Source organism: Oscillochloris sp. ZM17-4 (genome assembly GCF_019599295.1).
Lineage (GTDB): Bacteria > Chloroflexota > Chloroflexia > Chloroflexales > Chloroflexaceae > Oscillochloris.
On record NZ_JAIEWN010000067.1, the window covers coordinates 1 to 17,902 of the forward strand.

At 69.3% G+C, this 17,902-nt stretch carries 19 protein-coding genes; 6 read left to right on the forward strand and 13 right to left on the reverse strand.

Translation table 11 applies throughout. From position 1 onward, the window contains the following. Together K2Z83_RS25785 and K2Z83_RS25790 are read left to right on the forward strand one after the other, a co-directional pair. The coding region (locus K2Z83_RS25785) for a DinB family protein (protein WP_220598042.1) at nt 1-452 on the forward strand (452 nt) is incomplete at its 5' end. 175 nt (nt 453-627) lie between these two features. Then, nucleotides 628-1,152, forward strand: a complete 525-nt coding sequence (locus K2Z83_RS25790) for an AAA family ATPase (protein WP_255604518.1) — start codon at nt 628-630, stop codon at nt 1,150-1,152. Between the two features lie 51 nt (nt 1,153-1,203). On the opposite strand, the gene K2Z83_RS25795 is transcribed toward K2Z83_RS25790, so the two are convergent. After that, complete coding sequence (locus tag K2Z83_RS25795; RefSeq protein WP_220598044.1) at nt 1,204-2,076, reverse strand: MBL fold metallo-hydrolase; 873 nt, start codon at nt 2,074-2,076, stop codon at nt 1,204-1,206. A 94-nt stretch (nt 2,077-2,170) separates the two neighbouring features. Here K2Z83_RS25795 and K2Z83_RS25800 point away from each other — a divergent pair, with 94 nt between their 5' ends. The 4 genes from K2Z83_RS25800 (at nt 2,171) to K2Z83_RS25815 (ending at nt 4,907) form a co-directional block, all read left to right on the forward strand. Next, entirely contained in the window at nt 2,171-2,680 is a 510-nt protein-coding gene (locus tag K2Z83_RS25800) for a DinB family protein (protein WP_220598045.1), read from the forward strand. After that, the gene (locus K2Z83_RS25805) at nt 2,677-3,354 is read left to right on the forward strand and encodes a DUF998 domain-containing protein (RefSeq protein ID WP_220598046.1); all 678 of its coding nucleotides are present in this window, start codon (nt 2,677-2,679) and stop codon (nt 3,352-3,354) included. Before K2Z83_RS25800 ends, K2Z83_RS25805 begins: the two co-directional genes overlap by 4 nt. Before the next feature lie 170 nt (nt 3,355-3,524). After that, the gene (locus K2Z83_RS25810; protein ID WP_220598047.1) at nt 3,525-4,046 is read left to right on the forward strand and encodes a hypothetical protein; all 522 of its coding nucleotides are present in this window, start codon (nt 3,525-3,527) and stop codon (nt 4,044-4,046) included. A 114-nt stretch (nt 4,047-4,160) separates the two neighbouring features. After that, nucleotides 4,161-4,907 carry a metallophosphoesterase gene (locus K2Z83_RS25815; RefSeq protein ID WP_220598048.1) on the forward strand — a complete coding sequence of 249 codons (747 nt, stop codon included), beginning with the start codon at nt 4,161-4,163 and terminating at the stop codon, nt 4,905-4,907. Nucleotides 4,908-5,024: 117 nt separating this feature from the next. Here K2Z83_RS25815 and K2Z83_RS25820 read toward each other — a convergent pair whose 3' ends face one another. The 12 genes from K2Z83_RS25820 to K2Z83_RS25875 all read right to left on the reverse strand — a co-directional run. Then, nucleotides 5,025-6,221: a hypothetical protein gene (locus tag K2Z83_RS25820; RefSeq protein ID WP_220598049.1), complete on the reverse strand. Its 1,197-nt coding sequence runs from the start codon at nt 6,219-6,221 to the stop codon at nt 5,025-5,027. Nucleotides 6,222-6,359: 138 nt separating this feature from the next. Further along, entirely contained in the window at nt 6,360-6,917 is a 558-nt protein-coding gene (locus K2Z83_RS25825) for a hypothetical protein (RefSeq protein ID WP_220598050.1), read from the reverse strand. 15 nt (nt 6,918-6,932) lie between these two features. Further along, the gene (locus K2Z83_RS25830; RefSeq protein WP_220598051.1) at nt 6,933-7,529 is read right to left on the reverse strand and encodes a hypothetical protein; all 597 of its coding nucleotides are present in this window, start codon (nt 7,527-7,529) and stop codon (nt 6,933-6,935) included. A 188-nt stretch (nt 7,530-7,717) separates the two neighbouring features. Next, nucleotides 7,718-9,010, reverse strand: coding sequence for a replication-relaxation family protein (locus tag K2Z83_RS25835; protein ID WP_220598052.1), 1,293 nt, complete (start codon nt 9,008-9,010; stop codon nt 7,718-7,720). After that, a complete protein-coding gene (locus K2Z83_RS25840) occupies nt 9,003-9,149 on the reverse strand; it encodes a hypothetical protein (RefSeq protein WP_220598053.1) in 147 nt (48 codons plus the stop codon). Before K2Z83_RS25840 ends, K2Z83_RS25835 begins: the two co-directional genes overlap by 8 nt. 124 nt (nt 9,150-9,273) lie before the next feature. Then, nucleotides 9,274-12,963: a type IV secretory system conjugative DNA transfer family protein gene (locus tag K2Z83_RS25845; protein WP_220598054.1), complete on the reverse strand. Its 3,690-nt coding sequence runs from the start codon at nt 12,961-12,963 to the stop codon at nt 9,274-9,276. Beyond that, nucleotides 12,960-13,601: a hypothetical protein gene (locus K2Z83_RS25850; RefSeq protein WP_220598055.1), complete on the reverse strand. Its 642-nt coding sequence runs from the start codon at nt 13,599-13,601 to the stop codon at nt 12,960-12,962. The genes K2Z83_RS25845 and K2Z83_RS25850 overlap by 4 nt, the downstream gene beginning before the upstream one ends. A 15-nt stretch (nt 13,602-13,616) precedes the next feature. Continuing rightward, nucleotides 13,617-14,078 (reverse strand): hypothetical protein, encoded by a 462-nt coding sequence (locus K2Z83_RS25855; RefSeq protein ID WP_220598056.1) that lies wholly within the window; start codon nt 14,076-14,078, stop codon nt 13,617-13,619. 21 nt (nt 14,079-14,099) lie between these two features. After that, nucleotides 14,100-16,517, reverse strand: a complete 2,418-nt coding sequence (locus K2Z83_RS25860; RefSeq protein ID WP_220598057.1) for a VirB4 family type IV secretion system protein — start codon at nt 16,515-16,517, stop codon at nt 14,100-14,102. Between the two features lie 9 nt (nt 16,518-16,526). Further along, a complete protein-coding gene (locus K2Z83_RS25865; protein WP_220598058.1) occupies nt 16,527-17,042 on the reverse strand; it encodes a hypothetical protein in 516 nt (171 codons plus the stop codon). 72 nt (nt 17,043-17,114) lie between these two features. Beyond that, on the reverse strand, nt 17,115-17,387 hold the full coding sequence (locus K2Z83_RS25870) for a hypothetical protein (protein WP_220598059.1): 273 nt from the start codon (nt 17,385-17,387) through the stop codon (nt 17,115-17,117). 119 nt (nt 17,388-17,506) lie between these two features. Next, nucleotides 17,507-17,902 (reverse strand): hypothetical protein (locus K2Z83_RS25875; protein ID WP_220598060.1); only part of this gene is annotated, 396 nt, incomplete at its 5' end.

The following is a 17,902-nucleotide window of genomic DNA, read 5'->3' on the forward strand; positions in this document are numbered from 1 at the left end:
TGGTCGCGACGCTGACCGGGCTGGACGACGCGGCACTGAACGCCCTGATCGACCTGGAAGAGGCGAATACAATAGCCGCCCTGGCCACGCACACGGTCGCCGCCGGCGAGTTCTGGACGCTGGTGCTGGTCGGTGGGCAGCGCATCCCGCGCGACCGCCCGGCCGAGTTTCGGGCCGTGGCCAGCGGCCCGGAGCTGATCGCCCGCCTCCACGCCTGGCGGGCCGCCCTCGACGCGCTGCTGCCCGATCTGCCCGAGGCCGCCCTCGGCCCGACCCCGCCGCCGCCGGAGGAGTACGGCTTCACCCCGATGCGCAACGGCGCGCTGCTGACCGGACGGGTCTGCATCCTCCACGCGATTGAGCACAGCGCGATGCACCTCGGTCATCTGCAGCTCACCCGCCAGCTGGTGCTGGCTCGGCGCGGCGATCCGGCGGAGGATCGTGCGACATAGTCGCGCAGCGAAAGGCTCCTGATGCGCGATCGCCCGCAGCTCGCCGGGCGCGATGGCGCACCGCGATAGTCTCATCACCGCGCGCTCAGCCGGGCGTCATCTCCCCAGACCCTGTTTTCCCGTATCGTTGAGCTACCGCCGCGAGCTCACAGAAAGGGAGATAGCCGTGATCATTATGCTCAACGGGCCGTTTGGCGTCGGCAAGACCACGGCCGCGCAGGCGCTCTGCGCGGCCATTCCCGACGCAATGCTCTACGACCCCGAGATCGTCGGCACGGCGCTGCGCTCCTTCACCGCCGGCATCCTGCCGCCCGAGGAGCAGACCGATGATTTTCAGGACATCGCGCTCTGGCCGACGCTCACCGTACAGATCGCCGAGCAGCTGATGCGCCAGTATCGCCGGCACCTGATTGTGCCGATGACGATCGCCCACCCGGGCTACTTCGCCACGATCACCAGCGGCCTGCGGGCGCTCACCGACCACTTCGCTCACGTCTGCTTGCTGGCGCCGCTGGACACCATCCAGGCCCGGCTGCGCCAGCGCGGCGACGACGGTGGCTCCTGGGGCTGGCAGCGCACGATCACCTACCTGCCGCGCCTCGCCGAGCCGCGCTTCGCCCAGCACGTGCAGACTGAGGATCGCTCGCCACAGCAGGTGGCCGACGATGTTCTGCGGGTCATCGGGCTGACGCGCGGGTAGACCTACCGAACGAGCCCGGGCGCTACTCCCATACGAGAGAGCTGAGCGGCCTCAGCCGGCCGGCACCAGCTCTGCGGGCGCACGCGGCTCCCAGCGGGCGTGGTCGGCTGTTCCGGTTAGCCGGCCGACGCCGGGAATATGTGCGGCGATCAGCAGGGCGCGCTCGGCCAGGGCCGCCGCGACAAGCTGGGCCCGGCTTGCCGCGGTGGCCACAGGGTCGGCCCAGTGAACGCCCAGGTCGGGGTGGGCGACCTCGACCGGGTGGTGGTAGAGGTCGTCCAGGATGTAGAGCACGGCGCCGCCGGACTCGACCCGCACGGCCTGGTGGCCCGGCGTCTCGCCCGGCGTGGGCAGGATCCGGATGCCGTCGCCGAGATCGCGCGCGCCATCGATCAGATCGAGCCGGCCGGCGCGATCGACCAGTCCGAGCGCCCGACCGACCGGCGTCGCCGGGTTGGCGAGGTCGGCCTGGAGCTGCTCGCCGTCGGCGCGCCCGAGCAGGTGGCGCGCGTTGGGGAAGAGCAGCCGGTCGCCAGCCGGGGCGGCGCCCACATCGATCAGGCCGCAATAGTGGTCGAAGTGCGGGTGGGTGATCGCCACCGTATCAATGTCGGCCGGGTCGACACCGACGGCGGCGAGCTGGTCGCGCAATCCGGGCGAGGCTGCGGCGTCTGGGTCTGGCGTGCCGACGTGGGCCAGCAGCTGCGGGTGGCAGGCGTCGATCAGCAGCGAGCGGCCGGACAGCGCGAGATGCACGCACTGGATCGGGACGCTGATCGGCGCGGCGAAGGCGTCACGGTACGCCTCCGGCCAGGCGGCCGGATCCAGGCGCAGCCAGTCGGCTAGGCGGGCCTGGAGCGCCCCCAGCCGCAGGATCGAGACCGTCGCGTTACCGAGGGTGAAGCGAGCCGGAATCGTTGCCATCGATATCCCTGCCTCTCGTGTCAAAGCGGTGCGGTTCAGCGCTGTGTATGCTACCATACCCGCCATCCTCTGCTCACACCCTTGGAGGCACGCGATGAGCGATGAGACGATTGCCTACGCCCGCACCTTCGGCCAGATCATCGACGACCTGATCGCGACACTGACTGGGCTGGACGATGCGGCGCTGAATGCCCCGATTGATCTGGACGAGGCGAACACGATGGCCGCGCTGGCGACCCATACGATCGGCGCCGGCGCGTTCTGGACGCTGGTGCTGGTCGGTGGCCAGCGCATCCCGCGCGACCGCCCGGCCGAGTTTCGGGCGGTGGCCAGCGGCCCGGAGCTGATCGCCCGCCTGCAGGCCTGGCGGGCCGCCCTCGACGCGCTGCTGCCCGATCTGCCCGAGGCCGCCCTCGGCCTGACCCCGTCACCGCCAGCCGAGTACGGCTTCACCCCGGTGCGCAACGGCGAGCTGCTGACCGGACGGGCCTGCATCCTCCACGCCATTGAGCACAGCGCGATGCACCTCGGCCACCTGCAGCTCACCCGCCAGCTGGTGCTGGCTCGGCGCGACGGCGGGCTGCCGGCTGCGGGCGCGGCGTGAGCCCCCGCAGGGGCGGTGGTCGCGCACCCTGGCCCGGCCCGCGCCTCGCGGCGGCGGCCGGGCTGATCGGGCCGCTGTACCTTGGCGGAACGATCCTCACCCTCACCCTGCGCCAGGGCGCGTTCCTGCGCACCCTGGGCTGGGACCCGCTGCGCGCGCCCACGCTAGACTGGCCGAGCGGCCTGGCCCTCAGCCCCGACGGAGGCTGGATGATCGCCGCCTTTCTGCTCTCGGGCGGGCTGCTGGCGGTCTTCGCGGCCGGGCTGGATCACCACCTGGCGCGCAGCGGGCCGCCGCTCTGGGGTTCGCGCCTGCTGGGGGTCGCTGGCCTGGCCCTCGCCCTGCTCGCCTTCAAGACCGACCCGACCTACCTACCGACGCCGCGCACGCTCGCGGGCAGCATCCACGACGGGGCCTATGTCTGCCTGGGCCTGAGCCTGCTCCCCGGCATGCTGCTGCTCGCGGGCGAGCTGCGCCACCGCCCAGCCTGGCGAGCGCTCACCTTCCCGACCATCCTCGTCGTCACTCTGGCCGCGCCAGCCTTCGCCCTCAAGGGGACGGCCTTCTACGGCTTTCTGGCCCTGACGCTGGGCTGGTTCCTGGTCGTCGCGGGGCGGCTCTGGCAGCTCGCACCGGAGGCGCCGGGCCAGGCAGGCGGCGGCGTTACTGAGTAGCTCCTGCGTGGCAGGATTGCTGGCCCCGGTGAAGAAAGCATGGGCGTGTTCAGCGTGTTCCTCGTGTATGATTAGGCCTGCTCCTGTGACGAGCGAGCCCGCGAGAATGCGCGTGTGCTGGCAGCGATGCGCCGCGCACCGGGCTTGCCTTGACGAAAGGGACGTATCGTATGCCATTCACGGTCAAGCGGCGCGGTAAGCTGACCTACTACTACGAGGGCGAGGCGCCGGTGCTGTCGAACCTGGTGGTCGAGCAGCAGCCCGACGGCGATCTGAAACTCTATTTCTCGGGGCTCACCGGGGGACATTCGGCGGCTACCATCCTCGGCCGCGACGAGGTCATCCGCATGGACCCGGAGCGCGAGATCCCGCTGGTCTTTCAGTGCTGGGAGCAGTGGCTCCAGGAGGCGGGGATCTGCCAGTCGCTCGCCGAGGTGGATTTCATCGAGATCCACGCCTTCCGCGCGCAGCCGAAGTCGCCAAACCCGATCGCCGACCCGGAGGGGTATGCGCGCGAACTTGAGCGCTTACGCGGTGCCTACGCCCAGGCCTACGGGGGCTTCTTCAAAGAGCACTGCCCGGAGAACGGCCTGCCGGCGCGCTTCACCGTCCACGTCGTCGACTTCCCCGACCGGGCTGCGTCGTACGAATTCTATGGAACGGCGCTGTATCAGCGCGGGGAGAGCGCATAGCCACTTCGCGCCGGCCGAGGTGGCCCCCGCCGTCTCCGAGGGCGGCTCGCGTCAGGCCTTTCGGCGCGTGCTGGATACTGCCTTCGCGACGGACGATACGAAAGGGTCGTCTGCATGACCGAGACCAGCCTGGCCCTGATCGCCGACATCCACGGCAACGCATGGGCGCTTGACGCCGTGCTGGCCGATATCGACCGGCGCGGCGTCCGCCAGATCATCAACCTGGGCGACTGCGCCTATGGCTCGCTTGACCCGGCCGGGACGCTGGAGCGCCTGATGGACCGGGCCATCCCGACGGTCAGCGGCAACCAGGACCGGATTGTCCACGCGCCACCGCCAGCGGTGGTGGGCAGCGCTGACCAGGACTTCATCACTGCGCGCCTCGGCCCGGACCAGGTCGCCTGGCTGCGCGACCTGCCGCAGACGCTGGTCGTCGGCGACCTGTTCTGCTGTCACGGCACGCCCGCCTTAGATACGACCTGCCTGCTGGAGGATGTGACGCCCCAGAGCGTGCGGCTACGTGGCGACGCCGATCTGGCAGCATTGCTCGCTGGCGTCACGCAGCCGGTGATCGCCTGCGGGCACAGCCACCAGCCCCGTGTGGTCGCCCTGGCCGATGGGCGGCTGGTGGTGAACCCCGGCAGCGTCGGCGTTCCAGCCTACACCGACGACCAGCCGCACCCACACGCGATGGAGGCCGGCAGCCCGCACGCGCGCTACGCCATCCTGCGCGAGGCGGGCGGCGGCTGGTCGGTCAAGCTCGTCGCCGTGCCCTACGATTGGGATGTCGCTGCTGACGAGGCCCGACGCAACGGCCGCCCCGACCGGGCGGCCTGGATCGCCACCGGTCGCGCAGGGTAGGCTCCACCCTGGCCTGGCGCGTGGCTCGGCCAGTACCCGACGTGCGCGAATCACCAGCCCGGCATCAAGCCATGCGGTGCTGAGCTGGTGATTCGCGTACGGTGAGGAGGGCACCTGTCATACCTCAGCGAGCACCGGCACATCCTCTGCGGTGCGAGGGGCCGGAACCTCGGCCTCGGGTAGCGCCTCCGCCACGACATCGACGACTGGGATAACCGCCTCCGTCTCGACGAGGCTCCGGCGTGGGCGCCGCGACACCACGCGTGCAGGCGGGTCGCCGGGCTGCTCGCCGTCGGCCGCGCGGGCCGCCGCCTCGTGGGCCAGGTTGCCCCGCCGACGCTCGCGCTGCTCCCGGCGGCGCTGCTCGCGGGCGGCCCGCCACTCCCGCGTGTAGGCGTCGCGGTCATCAATCGCCTCCGCGCGGGAGATCGGGGTCGCCCCGTCCAGCGGCGTCACCGCGACGGCCAGCACCATCGTGCGCGCCGAGCGCTCGGTGCGCTCCTTCTCGCGCAGGTAGCGGTCGCCCTCGGTGAGCAGGGCGCGCTCAGCCCCCTCCGCCTGAGCCTTGATCTCCGCGCGCCGCTGATTCCACGCATCCTGCAGCTCGGTGACTCGCTCGCGCACTAGATCGCGGTTCTGGCGCATGGCCACCCGCTCCAGCACGCCGCGCACCCGCACCTGGTTGCCGCGCCGATAGAGCAGCTCCGCGCCCTCGTCGTCGGTGGGCACGATCACCGTCACCTCGCAGGGGCGGCCCGGCCGCACGACCCCGTCGTCGCTCAGCGCGGGCGTGGTGCGGGCCTTGACGCCGACGCGGGCCAGCTCGATCTCGGGGAAGTCGGGGTGGCGGAAGAACACCGGCGGCTCGACCACGACGCCCTCGACCCAGATGTTCGAGCCGGTGGTCGCCGGGTCGGACTCCTGGCGCGGGCGCACGCGCTCCACCTGGATCACCACGTCCTGGTAGATGATGCCCTCGATCATCTCGGCGTCGTAGTCGCGGAAGCGCCGGTCCACCTCGCGGGTGCGGGTCAGGTGGCCCTCCAGCACGATCATCTGCCCGGCCTGCGCGCCGGCTAGGATATCGGCCCCCTCGACCATGCCCACGTCGATGTCGATCTGGTAGCTGCCGCCGTAGGGCGCGGCCACCTGGACATCAACGGTGTAGTCGGTGCCCTTGTTCGCGTTGCGGAAGCTGCGGACGGCGGGCAGGGGGGTGGCGTTCTTCTTGCGCTCGCTCATGCTCTGGCGCTGCTGGTCGATCTTGCCGTACAGGATGACCTTGTTCTTCGGGAAGGGCTGCTGCGTGGTCATGATGACTGGTTCCTTGTATGTGATGATGAATAGTGGCGAACCAATAATGGCGAGGATGTGGATGTGGAGTATGCGGGAACGGGATCGGGATCGACCACCCCCTTTCTGTGGGCGAGACACCAATTCGTGCGTTTTGTTCTACTTCAGCCCTTGCTCGCGCGCAGCCTTCACGGCCTCCGGTGCAGGCGGCGGCGTGGCGCGCAGGCGCTGCGCCACCTCATTGGCATCGTTCGTGGTCAGCGGGCGCGGGTTCGCCCAGGGCGTGGTTGTCTCGCCGGCGTCGGTCAGCACGCCGGCGTCGGCCAGCCAGAGGGCGAGGGCGGGCAGCGCCCGGCCTGTGTCTGATGGGTCGATGCCAGCGGCGACGAACATGCCGCGCAGCCGGGCGGGGGTCACCCCTGCCGTGCGCGCATCACCGGCGATCTCCTCGTCACAGAGCGCCAGCAGCAGTACCTTCCCAACCTGGGAGCCTGGCAGTTGCCGCTTGGCCGCCAGCGGCAGGTCAGGCCAGGCCGACCCGGCCTTCGCGACGGGCGGCGGCGCGCTGGCATCCGCATCGCTCGCATCGACGGCGCGGCGCAGGATGTGATCCGGCAGTGGGCCGAACGGTGTGCCGCCCGCCGCGATCTCAGTCATGTAGAAGACAAGTTGCTCAATAACCTCTGGGTCTGTGACGTTGTCTGATAGGTGTGTCATTGATCTTCCCACCTGTTAAAGCGAACTGCTGTCGAAACCAGCCGACCGGGCAATGCTGCCGGCGGTCTTCCCGTCGGGCGGGTTTGTCGCCCAGAGCCGACGCCGTATCTCCACCCGGTTGTTCCCGATCAGCGGGCGCGGGCGTGACCACTCCGTTCGGGACGTATCATCGGCCAGCACCGTCACCCCCGCGTTGGCGAACCAGATGATCAGCGCTGCCGAGAAGCGCCCGAATCGGTTCGCATCAAACGTAAGCCGCTTGGCGACCTCGCGTAGCCGCGCGCGGGTCAGGCCGGGCATGCTCGTGTGGTTCATGATCTCCTCGTCGGTCAGGATGCCCTCGACAAGTTGACGCACCTCATCAGACGTGAAGAGATCGGTGCCAACGAGCGGGCCACTCGGCCATGCCTGGCCGCCCGTCGCCTGGTCAAAAGGCGGGGCGTCCAGGGCGGGCGGGGCACTCGCCGCCGCGCCCTTCTTCCCCTTGCCCTTGTTGGACGGCGTGATCGGTGCCTCAACGGGAGAAAACAGCTGGAGCGGGCCGAGGGGCTCCTCTCCTCTGCGAATCGCCTCCAGAAAGTCCAGAAAGAAATCCCATTCGTCATCGCTCAATGCGGATTGATCGGAGAGCCGTTCCACCCCATCGCCACCGGGTGCTGCCGCACGCTGCGGCGTGGGCGGCGGCGCTGCCTGGTCGGTAGCCCGAGAGCGTGCGCGCCCCCCGCCGCTGTGGTACGGTGCCTGAGCATCGCCTGTGCCTGCATCGTCGTTGTCGTCGCTGTGAGGATGGTCCTTCATCCTTACACCTTTTTCTGCTTCAGCTCGGCCATGATCCGCTGCAATGCGCCGCGCGACTGCGGCGGTCGTTCCTCCAGCAGGAGTCTGGTGTAGGTTCGCCACTGCAGGTAGTTCAGCTCCGTCACGAAGCCGGTATCGATCATGTTTTCCCCGGGCCGCAGGGTCTGCGTAATGCGTGAGAGCAGGGGCACCGGCTGCTCGGAGATCATGCTGAGGTAGGTGCCCCACACCGCGCCGAACGGGGTGGTGTTCGCCAGTTCGGGGGTGGAGACGACGCCCCACCCGTCCGGCCAGGCGCGCTGAAACTCTGCGGCGAGGTAGGCGGCGCGGTTCTGGTTCTGCACGACCAGCACCAGCATGACATCCCCGCCGAGCACGTTCCGGTAGATGCCGTTGCGGTGTAGGTCGCGGTAGGTAATGAACTTTTTTACCAGGATGTCGACGGACTCCGTTGAGTTGTCGAGCTCCAGCGCCCAGCGCAGCTCGACCTCCCCCTCACGCAGCGGCGTCCCAGAGAACCAGGGGATCTGATTCTGCTCGGCGCGTGGGTGGCGGAAGTCGAAGCGGGCGATGAGGATCGCATCGGCGCGCTGGCCGGTGATGGTGTTGTACTCAACCTGGCACCAGACGCCCGAGCACCAGGGGATGAGCCGCAGACCCTCGATCATCGAGGCGCACCACCAGGAGATCTGGAGGTCGTGGGCCAGGCTGCTCGGCTTGGCCGCGACGCCGGTCACGTCGCGCTTGACCAGCAGCTCCAGCTGGCGGTCATCCGTCTCTACACCCATGTCGGCGAGCAGCTGGTGGCCCGCCCGGCTCAGCCCGTAGACGTGGATCGGCTTGACCGGGCGATTGCGGAGCAGTTGCTTGGCGCCGCCTAGGAAGGCCGGGACTTTCCAGACAAAGCCCTGCGCGGCGAGGTGTTGAAGGTCGTTATATGTAGTTCTGACACCAAACCTCCGGTAGTAGAGCATGCGATGGAGTGTCCCGACATCGGCCACATAGAGCCGGCCCAGCACGCGCAGCAACTCGACCATGCGCTCGTCGGTAACCGGGTTCGCATTGGGGATCGGAAACCCTAGCCCGTCGTAGCCGGGGTTCTGGCTGCGCTCGCACTCATAGATGCGCGGCGGCAGCTTCGCGACCACCGCCGCCACATCGGGGTGCATCCGGGAAATACGGCTGACCCAGGCGTTTACCGCGTTGACATCCAGCTTTCGCCCTGGGCGTCGCTTGGGTGCCTTCTTCTTGTCGGCCTTCTTCTTGTCGGCCTTCTTCTTGTCGCTGTTAGACATGCTGGTCATCCTCGCTGCTGTCAGAGGCCGACGCGCCTGCGCTCGCATCTAGCGAGGCAAGCCCGACCGGGTAGTTCGGCTCCCGCTCGTTCAGGAAGGATAGCCGGTGCTCCTCGCCCGGCGGGAGCAGCTCACGCACCACATATTGATCGGGAAGCGCGCGAGCTGGTTGGCGATGCGTTCAAGCGCAAAAGGGTCGTCGTGTGTCGAGTTCGTTATCTCGGCCATGATTCTGGCGACGGCTGTAGTGTTGTCGTACGTGGTCATGAGAAATATTCTTTCGGTGAGTCCGCCTCGGGTGTTGCTTCCGGCTCCGCCTCGGGTGTCGCTTCCGGCTCCGCCTCGTAGTTGGCGATGCCTGGCATATCGTTCGGTCGCGCCCGACGCATACGCACCATATCCTCGTGGGAGGGGTCGGATGCCGCCAGCATCGGGGGATTCGGCAGCACCTCCACATCGACAGGCGACACGTCGTGCGGCGGCAGGCGCAGCTGCCGGTGCAGCTGCGCCTGATGGCTCGCCTGCGCCTGTGTGGCCTCAACCATCCCCATATCTTGCCGCAGGGTGATCGCCTCCTCGATCAGCGCCCCGCGGCTGGCCCGCAGGTTGGTCAACCAGGTTTGCCGCACGACCTGATCCGGCTCCTGAGCCGGGTAGTTGAGGAGCTCCTGGTAGTGGTGGGCGCGAATGCGCTCCCACTGGGCGATCAGCGCCTCCCAAATGCGGGATGGGAGTTGCGCCATCTGGCCGGCGATCTCGGAGAACTCACGCATCGTCTGATCGCGATAGATGACCTCCGCAATAACCTGATCTGCCTTAAAGAAGTTCTCGCGCTCGCGCTCTGACCATCGCGGGTCGGGTGACGGAACCAACTCCTTCCAGCTACCGACCGCCACGCCCTCGGGTAGCGGTGGGAGGCGCTCGTCCGGCGGGGTGGGCCAGACGTTCGGGCGCAGGCTAAAGACCAGCTGCTCACGGTTCGGCCCGAGCGTGACGGCATACTGATGGTGCAGCGCCTCCATGCCCTTGATATCCTCCGGCTTGAGCCCGGCCTGCGAGTACATCTTGGCGTACTCGGAGGCGTCGGGCTCGCCGGTGCGCAGGATGAGTCGATTGGAGGCGTTGATGGTGAAGGTGTCCTTGAGCGCGCCGATCTGCTTGAGCGTCTGGTGCAGCACAATCATCGGCACCGCGAAGCCGCGCAGCTGGGTGAATGCCTGCTCTAAGTCCGGGCTCTGGTCGTTCACGATGAAGACCTGCACCTCGTCGACAAGCACCGGCGCGGTGATGCGGCTCTGGGCGTCGCCCTTACGGGCGTAGGCCGCTGCCACGATCGACTGGAGCACCAGCATACCGACGAGTGGGGCCAGGCCGCCCAGCGAGCGATGCGGCATGGGGATGATGATGATCTGCCCGTCGTCCATCGCCTGCCGCAGATCCACGCTCGGCCGCTCGACGGTGAGCATCGGGCGGGTGATTGGGTTGGCCATGAACAGGTCCAGGCGGCGTAGCAGGGCGCTCAGGCTCGACTTCTGGGCCTCACTCAGCTGCTCCTCGCGCTGCGTCCAGAAGCGGAAGATCAGGTCGTTCTTGAAGGGGTAGCGTGCGATCAGGGTGGCCCGGAAGGCCTCGTCCTCCAGCGCCCTTGCCACCTTGGCCATCGTCGGGATCTCGCCGGTGCGCGACGAGCCGGTGCGCAGCACCAGATGTGAGCCCATGAGGGCGTACTGCTGCATTCCCGGCGACTCCTGCCAGCGCGCGGGGTCGAGCCGCTCGAACAGGCCCAGGATGAGGCCCAGGGCCGCGTTGAAATACAGGTCGCGCTCGGCCTTGCTGGTGGCCTGCTCCATTGCGACCATCAGGTGATAGATCGGGTTGAGCCCGATCGGGTAGGCTGTCTCCAACACGTTGAGGTACGACAGCCGGTGCTCCTCGCCGACCGGGAGCAGCTTGCGCACGACGTTAGCCAGCGACCCGCTCTCATCGTCGCCCTTACCGTCGAGGATGATGAATCCGTGCGGGATGAGCTGGGCGCACATCGCAGCCGCCGCCTGGCTCTTGCCCGCCCCCATGCCGGCGGTGATGTGCATCATCTGATGGAGCGCTTTGAGCGGTACGCCGACCGGGCGCAGCTGGCCGCCGCTGTCGAAGGCGTGGCCCAGGGTGAGCCACTGGTCGGGGAGCTTTCCCGCCGTGGTGAGCGTGGTGGTGTCGGCCGGCACGAAGGCGCTGGCCGGGGCGGGGATGATCCGGTTCGGCGTCCAGGCCATCTCGGTGCCGGCCGTCGCGTCGGGCAGGTGCCAGAGCCGGCTCAGCTCCGCGCTGCTCAGGATGGCCGGCTGGCGCCAGAGCGGGCGCGGCAACAGCAGCGGGTCGCTCGAGTCGCGGCGGCGGGCCACCCGACGCAGCGCCACCCAGGGATCGACGAGCACCTGCTCCCAGAACGCGATCACCGCCGCCACCACCAGGGTCACGCCCCAGACGACCCGTATCACCCACCAGAGCCAGATGTGGGCCAGCCAGGCGAGCTGTGGCACGCCGGGCAAGGTATCCCCCCAGGGTCGAGCGGCGTAGGCCCCGAGCATCGCCAGCAGCCCGATCGCGCTCAGCGCCATCAGGATCGCCACTGCCAGGTGCGCCCGGCGCAGGAGCGGCGGCCGGGCCGGGCCGGGCCGGCGGATCGCCGCCTCCGACGGTGTGCTGGCCGGTACCAGCTCCTGGAATACCTGCCCATGCGGCAGGGTATGGTCACGGTTCAGCTCGGCCAGGGCCGCGCGCATCACCTCCAGCGAGGTCAGGGCCGCCGTGTGGTGGGCGGGCGTGTCTGACTGCGCGACGACCACCATGCGGATGGTGACGACCGCGTGGGCGTCGCCGAGCTTTTTGGCCACCTCGCTGGCGACCCCCACATCGCCGGTCAGGTTGGCGCTGCCGCTGCGGCGCAGACGCGCCAGCCAGTGACGCGACGCCCCGACCCAGCGGCGGGTGCCCCGATCGCGGGTGGGTGCGGCGAGGATCTGATACTCCTGCACGCGCACGCCCTCGGGCACGGCCAGGGCGCGGGCCATCGACCGCAGCAGCCCGCCGACCTGATCCTCCGCGACGGTGAGCGGCCAGTGGGGCGAGCGGGCCAAGGTCAGCTCCTGGCTGAAGATGACCATTCCTGGTTCCACCACGCCCAGGGGGTCGGCCCACGGCTCCATCTGGACCGTCACATCCTGGCCGCGCAGCACGCCCTCGACGATGCGCCGGGCTGCCACTGTATCCTCAGCCTCGGTGCGCCCGGCGTCGGGCAGCGCCGGGCGCAGCACCGGCCCACGGCCCACCCGGCGGGCGAGGAGCAGGAGCGGCGCGGCCGGTCCGTAGCGATCGGCGGCAACTCGGGTGTCAGCGGGGGCCGACTTCAACCCGCGGATCTGCACGCCGAGCTCAGCCGGCAGGTTGGCGGTGCGGCTCAGACTGAGCGCCACCCGGTCGCCTCCCTGGCCCTTCATGCTGGCGAGCAGGGCCGCCCACATGCTGGCCGGGAGCGGATCGGGGGTGGACGCACGATTCAGTGGGTGCAGCGTGCGAACCCGGTAGAAGGTGCGCGTCCCTTCCAGCGTGACCTTGCGCAGCGCGGCGGCGGCCAGCAGCCCGCGCTGCGCCTCCAGCAGCAGCAGCAGAACACCCGCGACTGGCGCCCACAGAAGCGGGCTATCGGGCTGGGCCAGCAGGATGGTGAGGGCCGCGCCGACACGCTGGGCGGTATCCGGGGCGCCGGCGGCGGTTGTGGCCTGGGCAGCCTCCACCGCCCAGGGCAGAAGGTCATCGCGCATCAGCTGGGCGCTCAGCCACACGAGCGACACGGCCAGCAGCGCGATGCGCAGCAGCCAGAGCGACTGCTCGGGGTGGGGCGGCAGTGGCGGCTGGGAGCTACCGCCCGATGGGCGGGTGGGGGTGAAGAGGCTCATGCGGGCACCTCCGCCGTGCGGGCGGCCGGCAGGGCGATCCATGGTGCCTGATTCCAGACGCCGCCGCGCAGATGGGCCAGAGGCCAGCGCGGGTCGGCGGCCCCTGAGCGGAGCAGCGCAGGGACGGGCTGCGCGCCCCAGCCCTGTGCGGCCAGCCGGGGCGCAAGCGGCGGCCCATCGGCGTCGCCACCTAGGGCGATCAGGGCGCTCACCTGGAGGCGCTGCCGCCCCATCTTTCGCCACTGCGCCACCAGGCGGGCGCGCGGCCAGCCGGCTAACAGACTCCCATCTATGGGATCGGCCTCCGGCTGCGCGGGCCAGGCCCAGAGGAAGGCGCGGTAGCCCTGCGTGGTGAGCCCCTCGGCGACGCGCTCCAGATGGCCCGCCTGCCCGCCCGCCGCCCGCAGAACGCGGCGCAGCAGATCGGTGCGGCAGCCCATGTCGCAGCGGTCCGTTGCGCAGCCGGGGCAGCCGGCCAGGCTCAGGTACGCCTGCTGGCGTCCCCCGACCTGCACGAGCGCGCTGTGCAGGCTGGCGACGGCCAGGTGGTAGCGCAGGCCGGTGGCCAGGGTTGTCTGGTCGCCGGCGGACAGCGCCGCCGGGTCACTGATTCGCCATGTGTGTATCGTCGGTGCCATCGATCTCCGCCCCTTTCACACGCATCCAGTATCGGTGCCGTACCAGCTGGTCACCGTCCACTGCCCGCCGATCTCGGCCAGCTCGGCGTAGTAGCAGCGCGTCTTCTTCTCGAAGACCCAGCGGCTGTAGGCGCGGCGGCCCGCGCCGACCTCGCGCACGTCGAGCGGCTCGGCGCGCAGGAACGCGCCGGCGGAGTCCGGCTTGCCGTCGGTCGGGCTGATGTGGCGGGCCACCGCGCCGAGGTACTGGTCGACGTTGAAAGCGCTCGCCTGCTCGCTGCCGGCGTCGAGCAGGGCCAGGGCCGCCGCCCGGTCGTTCTGCTGCACCGCAGTCACCCAGGCCGCATTGACCGCCGCCGGGTCGCTGCGGTCAAGGCCGGTCTCCTGGGGCGAGGATGCGCTGCCGCAGGCCGCCAGTAGCAGGGCGAGCAGGAGGGCGGCGAGGATGCTGGGCGCGATTGAGGGTCGTCGATGCATAGGTAAGATGTCTTTCGTTCGTCATGAGCCCTGGAGCAGCTGAAGCTCGCGGGGGGCGGGTTCCACATCCACTGGCACGACGATATTGTCGTAGACGACCACACAGCGCCCAACATCCCCACGGGTGATGTGCTGGATATGGGCCTCGGTCAGCTCGGGGATGGCCTCGGCCAGCCGGCGGGCCTCGGGGTCTTTGAGGTGGTAGATCACCCGCACCCGCGAGTTACCAAATATCTGCTGGCCCTCGGGTGTGTCCAGGTAGAAGTTCGGCAGCTGGTCGGCCGTCACCAGGGCCATGCCGTACTTGCGTGCGACCTTGGAGATAGTCACGCCCATCTGCGCGACCGAGGAGATCCGTGAGGCCAGCCCCATCTCGTCGAGGATCAGCAGCGTCTTGCGCGTGCGGTCGCGGCGCGGGTGGCGCATGTAGCGGTAGATCGTGCTGATCGCCTGCGAGTAGTAGAGGTCGAGGTTCAGATCCCCGGCCCCGCGTGGCCCGGTCAGATCGATGCAGGTTACATCGTTCTCAAACGACCAGTCCACCGTGGTGATGCCGTTGAAGTTGTGCCCAAAGGCGGTGCGGGTTGTCGTGCGCCGCTTTGAGCCGTAGATCATCTTGCGCAGCGTGCGCGCCAGGGCGCGGGCCTCGCGCGGGTCGTCGTCGTCATCCAGCGCGTCCTCGTCCTCGGCCAGCGCGTCCGCGTCGTCGCCCTGCTCCTCGGCGTCAATCAGCTCCAGCGCCGTGATCACGTCGGCGAGGATCGGCATCGCGGTCAGCGGGGCGCGGGGCGGCAGATCGACATAGAGCATGGCGATCGCCCGCTGGAGGTAGCCCTCCTCCTCCTTGGTGAACGCCCGCGGGATGAGCACGCTCCTTCCCTGCGCGTCACTCCCCAGCTGGCCCATCATCATGGCGAGCTGGGCGATCACATGGCCCGCCTGGAGCGACATCCAGGCCGGCTCCTCCTCGGGGTCAAACGCCAGGTCGAGCGGGTTGACCGTGCGGCCGGCGCCGAGGATGTGGCGGGTGGCCCCGGCGCCGATCGCCCGCTCCAGCCGACCGCTGTTCTCATCGGCGTCCACCCAGATCACCCGGTAGCCCGCCTGCACGGCAGCCCGCAGGGTCAGCAGGTTCATGCCGAAGGTCTTGCCGTAGCCGGTGACGCCGATGTAGACCATGTGCCCGGCCCGATTGCCGCTGAACGGGTCAAAGAACACCGCCGACTGGCGGAAGCTGTCGATGCCGAACAGCCAGCCCTCGGTGAGCGGCGAGCGATGAAAGCCGACCGCGCCCATCAGGCAGCCGACGCCGTGGGCGAGCGCGTCGCTGCGCGTCCAGGCGGCATCGATCTTCGCCGCCGGGATGGTGGAGAACAGCTTCAGGAGCTCGGCCTGGCTGCCGGCGACCGCCTCGACCCGCACGCCCAGCCCCAGCCGGTCGCGGGCGGCGGCGACCTGGAGGGTCAGATCCTCGGCGTCCGTGCCCTGCACGAGCACGGCGACCTGCACCTGGTGGAGCGATGAGGTGCGCAGCTCGTACATCGTGCGCTCGGCGGAGGCGGCGCGCTGGGCGGTCTGCGGGTCGATGGTGCCGCTGTTGCTGCGCAGCGCCACCGACGCGGCGCGATGCTGCATCTCGGCGAGGTACAGCGCCCGGCCATGTGGGATCGGCAGGATGTCCACGGCGATCATCACATCGCGCTCGCCGTTGAGCAGCGGGTGGAGCACGCGCGCGTCGATCTCGATCGGCATGTCGTAGGAGCGCAGCACCGCCAGGTGCGGGTGCGCGGCGTCTATGGGGATCAGGCGCGCCCGCTGCTCGTCCACGGTGACCGGGCCAGGCAGGATGGGGCGCAGCTGGTCGCGGCGGCACACCCGGCGGCCGGTCGTGTAGGAGAGGCTGTTGATGATCTCCTCGACATTGGCCGTTGGCGGCTCCCAGATGATGAGGATAAAGGTGGCCGCCCGCAGCCGCCGCTCAGCGAGCTTGGTGTAGAAGTGGCGGAGGTCGTACAGCTCCGGGCGCGTCCAGATCAATGACTCCAGCACCTCGCCGAGGGCCAGCCAGTGGGCGGCGCTGGCCGCCTCCGGGTCGTCGAGGATGACCGGCAGGGCCGTTGCGCAGATGTCGGCGAGCACCGCGTCGAGCTCGTCCGACAGGCCAGCCACCACATCGGCCGGGTGGGGCTGCGAGGCGTCGCCGACGGTCAGCGCCTGGAGCGAGGGCAGCAGGGCGTCGGCGAGCGCGCCGATGGGCGCGAGATCGCGCAGGCGGGCGTCGATCTGGGCGATCGGGATGTCCATAGCAAAGCCGTGCGCGCTGAACAGAAAGCGCATCGGCATCTGGTGGGTGCTGACAAACTGCGCCAGGTCAAGCTCCAAACGCTGGAGGTCGCGCACCTGCTCGATCGGGAAGCTCTCCATCTCGAGGATCTGCATGGTGATCTCCTATGCCGCGATCGGCTCGGCGTCCGCAGCCGCCTCAAGCTCGGCACCGTCGTGGTCGGGCGCGGGCGCGGTCGTCGCGAGGCGCAGCTGCACCTGCTGGATCGCGCTGCTGGCCCGGGCGTCGAGCGCGGCGCGGGCGCGCGGCGCGGGCAGCGGCGAGGACGACAGCATCTGGAAGGGGCTGTCCTGCGGGGCCGATGGGATCGACGGGCGCGCGAGCACCACGCCGGGGAGGTCGTCGGGGTTGATCACCGGGCTCCGCATCATGCGGATCTGCCCGCGCGCCCGCCAGATCAGGCGCTCCGCGAGCGACATCTCGGCCATGTCCAGCGTGACCAGGTAGCCACCAATGGCCGCCAGCGCGACCAGCACGAACCGCATGAGATCGGGCAGTGAGCGCGCAATCAGAAACGTCGGCGCGCCGCATAGGGCGATCCCGAAGATGTTCTGGATGCTGAGGAAGGGGGCGACCTTCTCCCCGCGGCGCGAAAGGTTGGTGATTGGGGTGTAGGGCATGATGCATACCTCGGCGTGTTCGGGAGGGTGTCAGCCCGCCGCCCGGTGCGGCGGGCTGGCGCTACGGCCGCGCTAGGAGGCTATCGTCGAAAGCCAAACGATCAGCCCGCTGCTCATGCTGTAGAGGATCAGGTAGAGCGCGATCCGCATGCCGTGCCCCTTCATGTTCGTCGCCCAATCGCCCACGAAGGGCGCGATGATGGAGAAGAAGATGAACAGCATAAAGGCGAGGCCAGCCGCCGGCACGATGGTGGCCTTGAACGCCTCGGTAACCTTTGTGATGATCGTGAGGATCGGATTGTCGGTGGCCAGCAGGGCCGAGGCGATCAGGGGCGACGTGTTCATGGAAGGAATCATTGCAGTGCCTCCAGGGTGCGATGTGAAATGATGCGTTGATGACGGGTAGATATGGGCCGGCACGGGTCACGAGCGACGGGCGGCATCACCCCCTTTCCTGGGTGGATCTACGGCAGCGCCAGCGGGAAGGCCCAGCGATAGGCTGCGCCCAATCCATCGTCGCTGGGCGCGGTGATCTGCCAGAGCGATTCCTCAGCATGGCCAAGGACAGACATCGGCACGTCGTAGGCCAGGGTGGTCGTGCCATCCGCCTCGGCGACCGTGGCGCTGCGGGCCGCGCTGCCGTCGAAGCAGCGCAGCACCGGCAGCCATGTCGGCCAGTCCACCCCGGCGGGCGCGGCCATGCGGATCTGCACCTGGGCGCGGCCGGCGGCGATCGCCGGGTTCTGCGCCGATGTCACGACCTGCACGTCGGTCAGGGTCAGGTCGCCGAGCTGCGGGATGGCGTGCCGCGCCCCCGACACGAACGGCGCGGGCGGCGCACTCGCCTGGAGCGTGCCGGT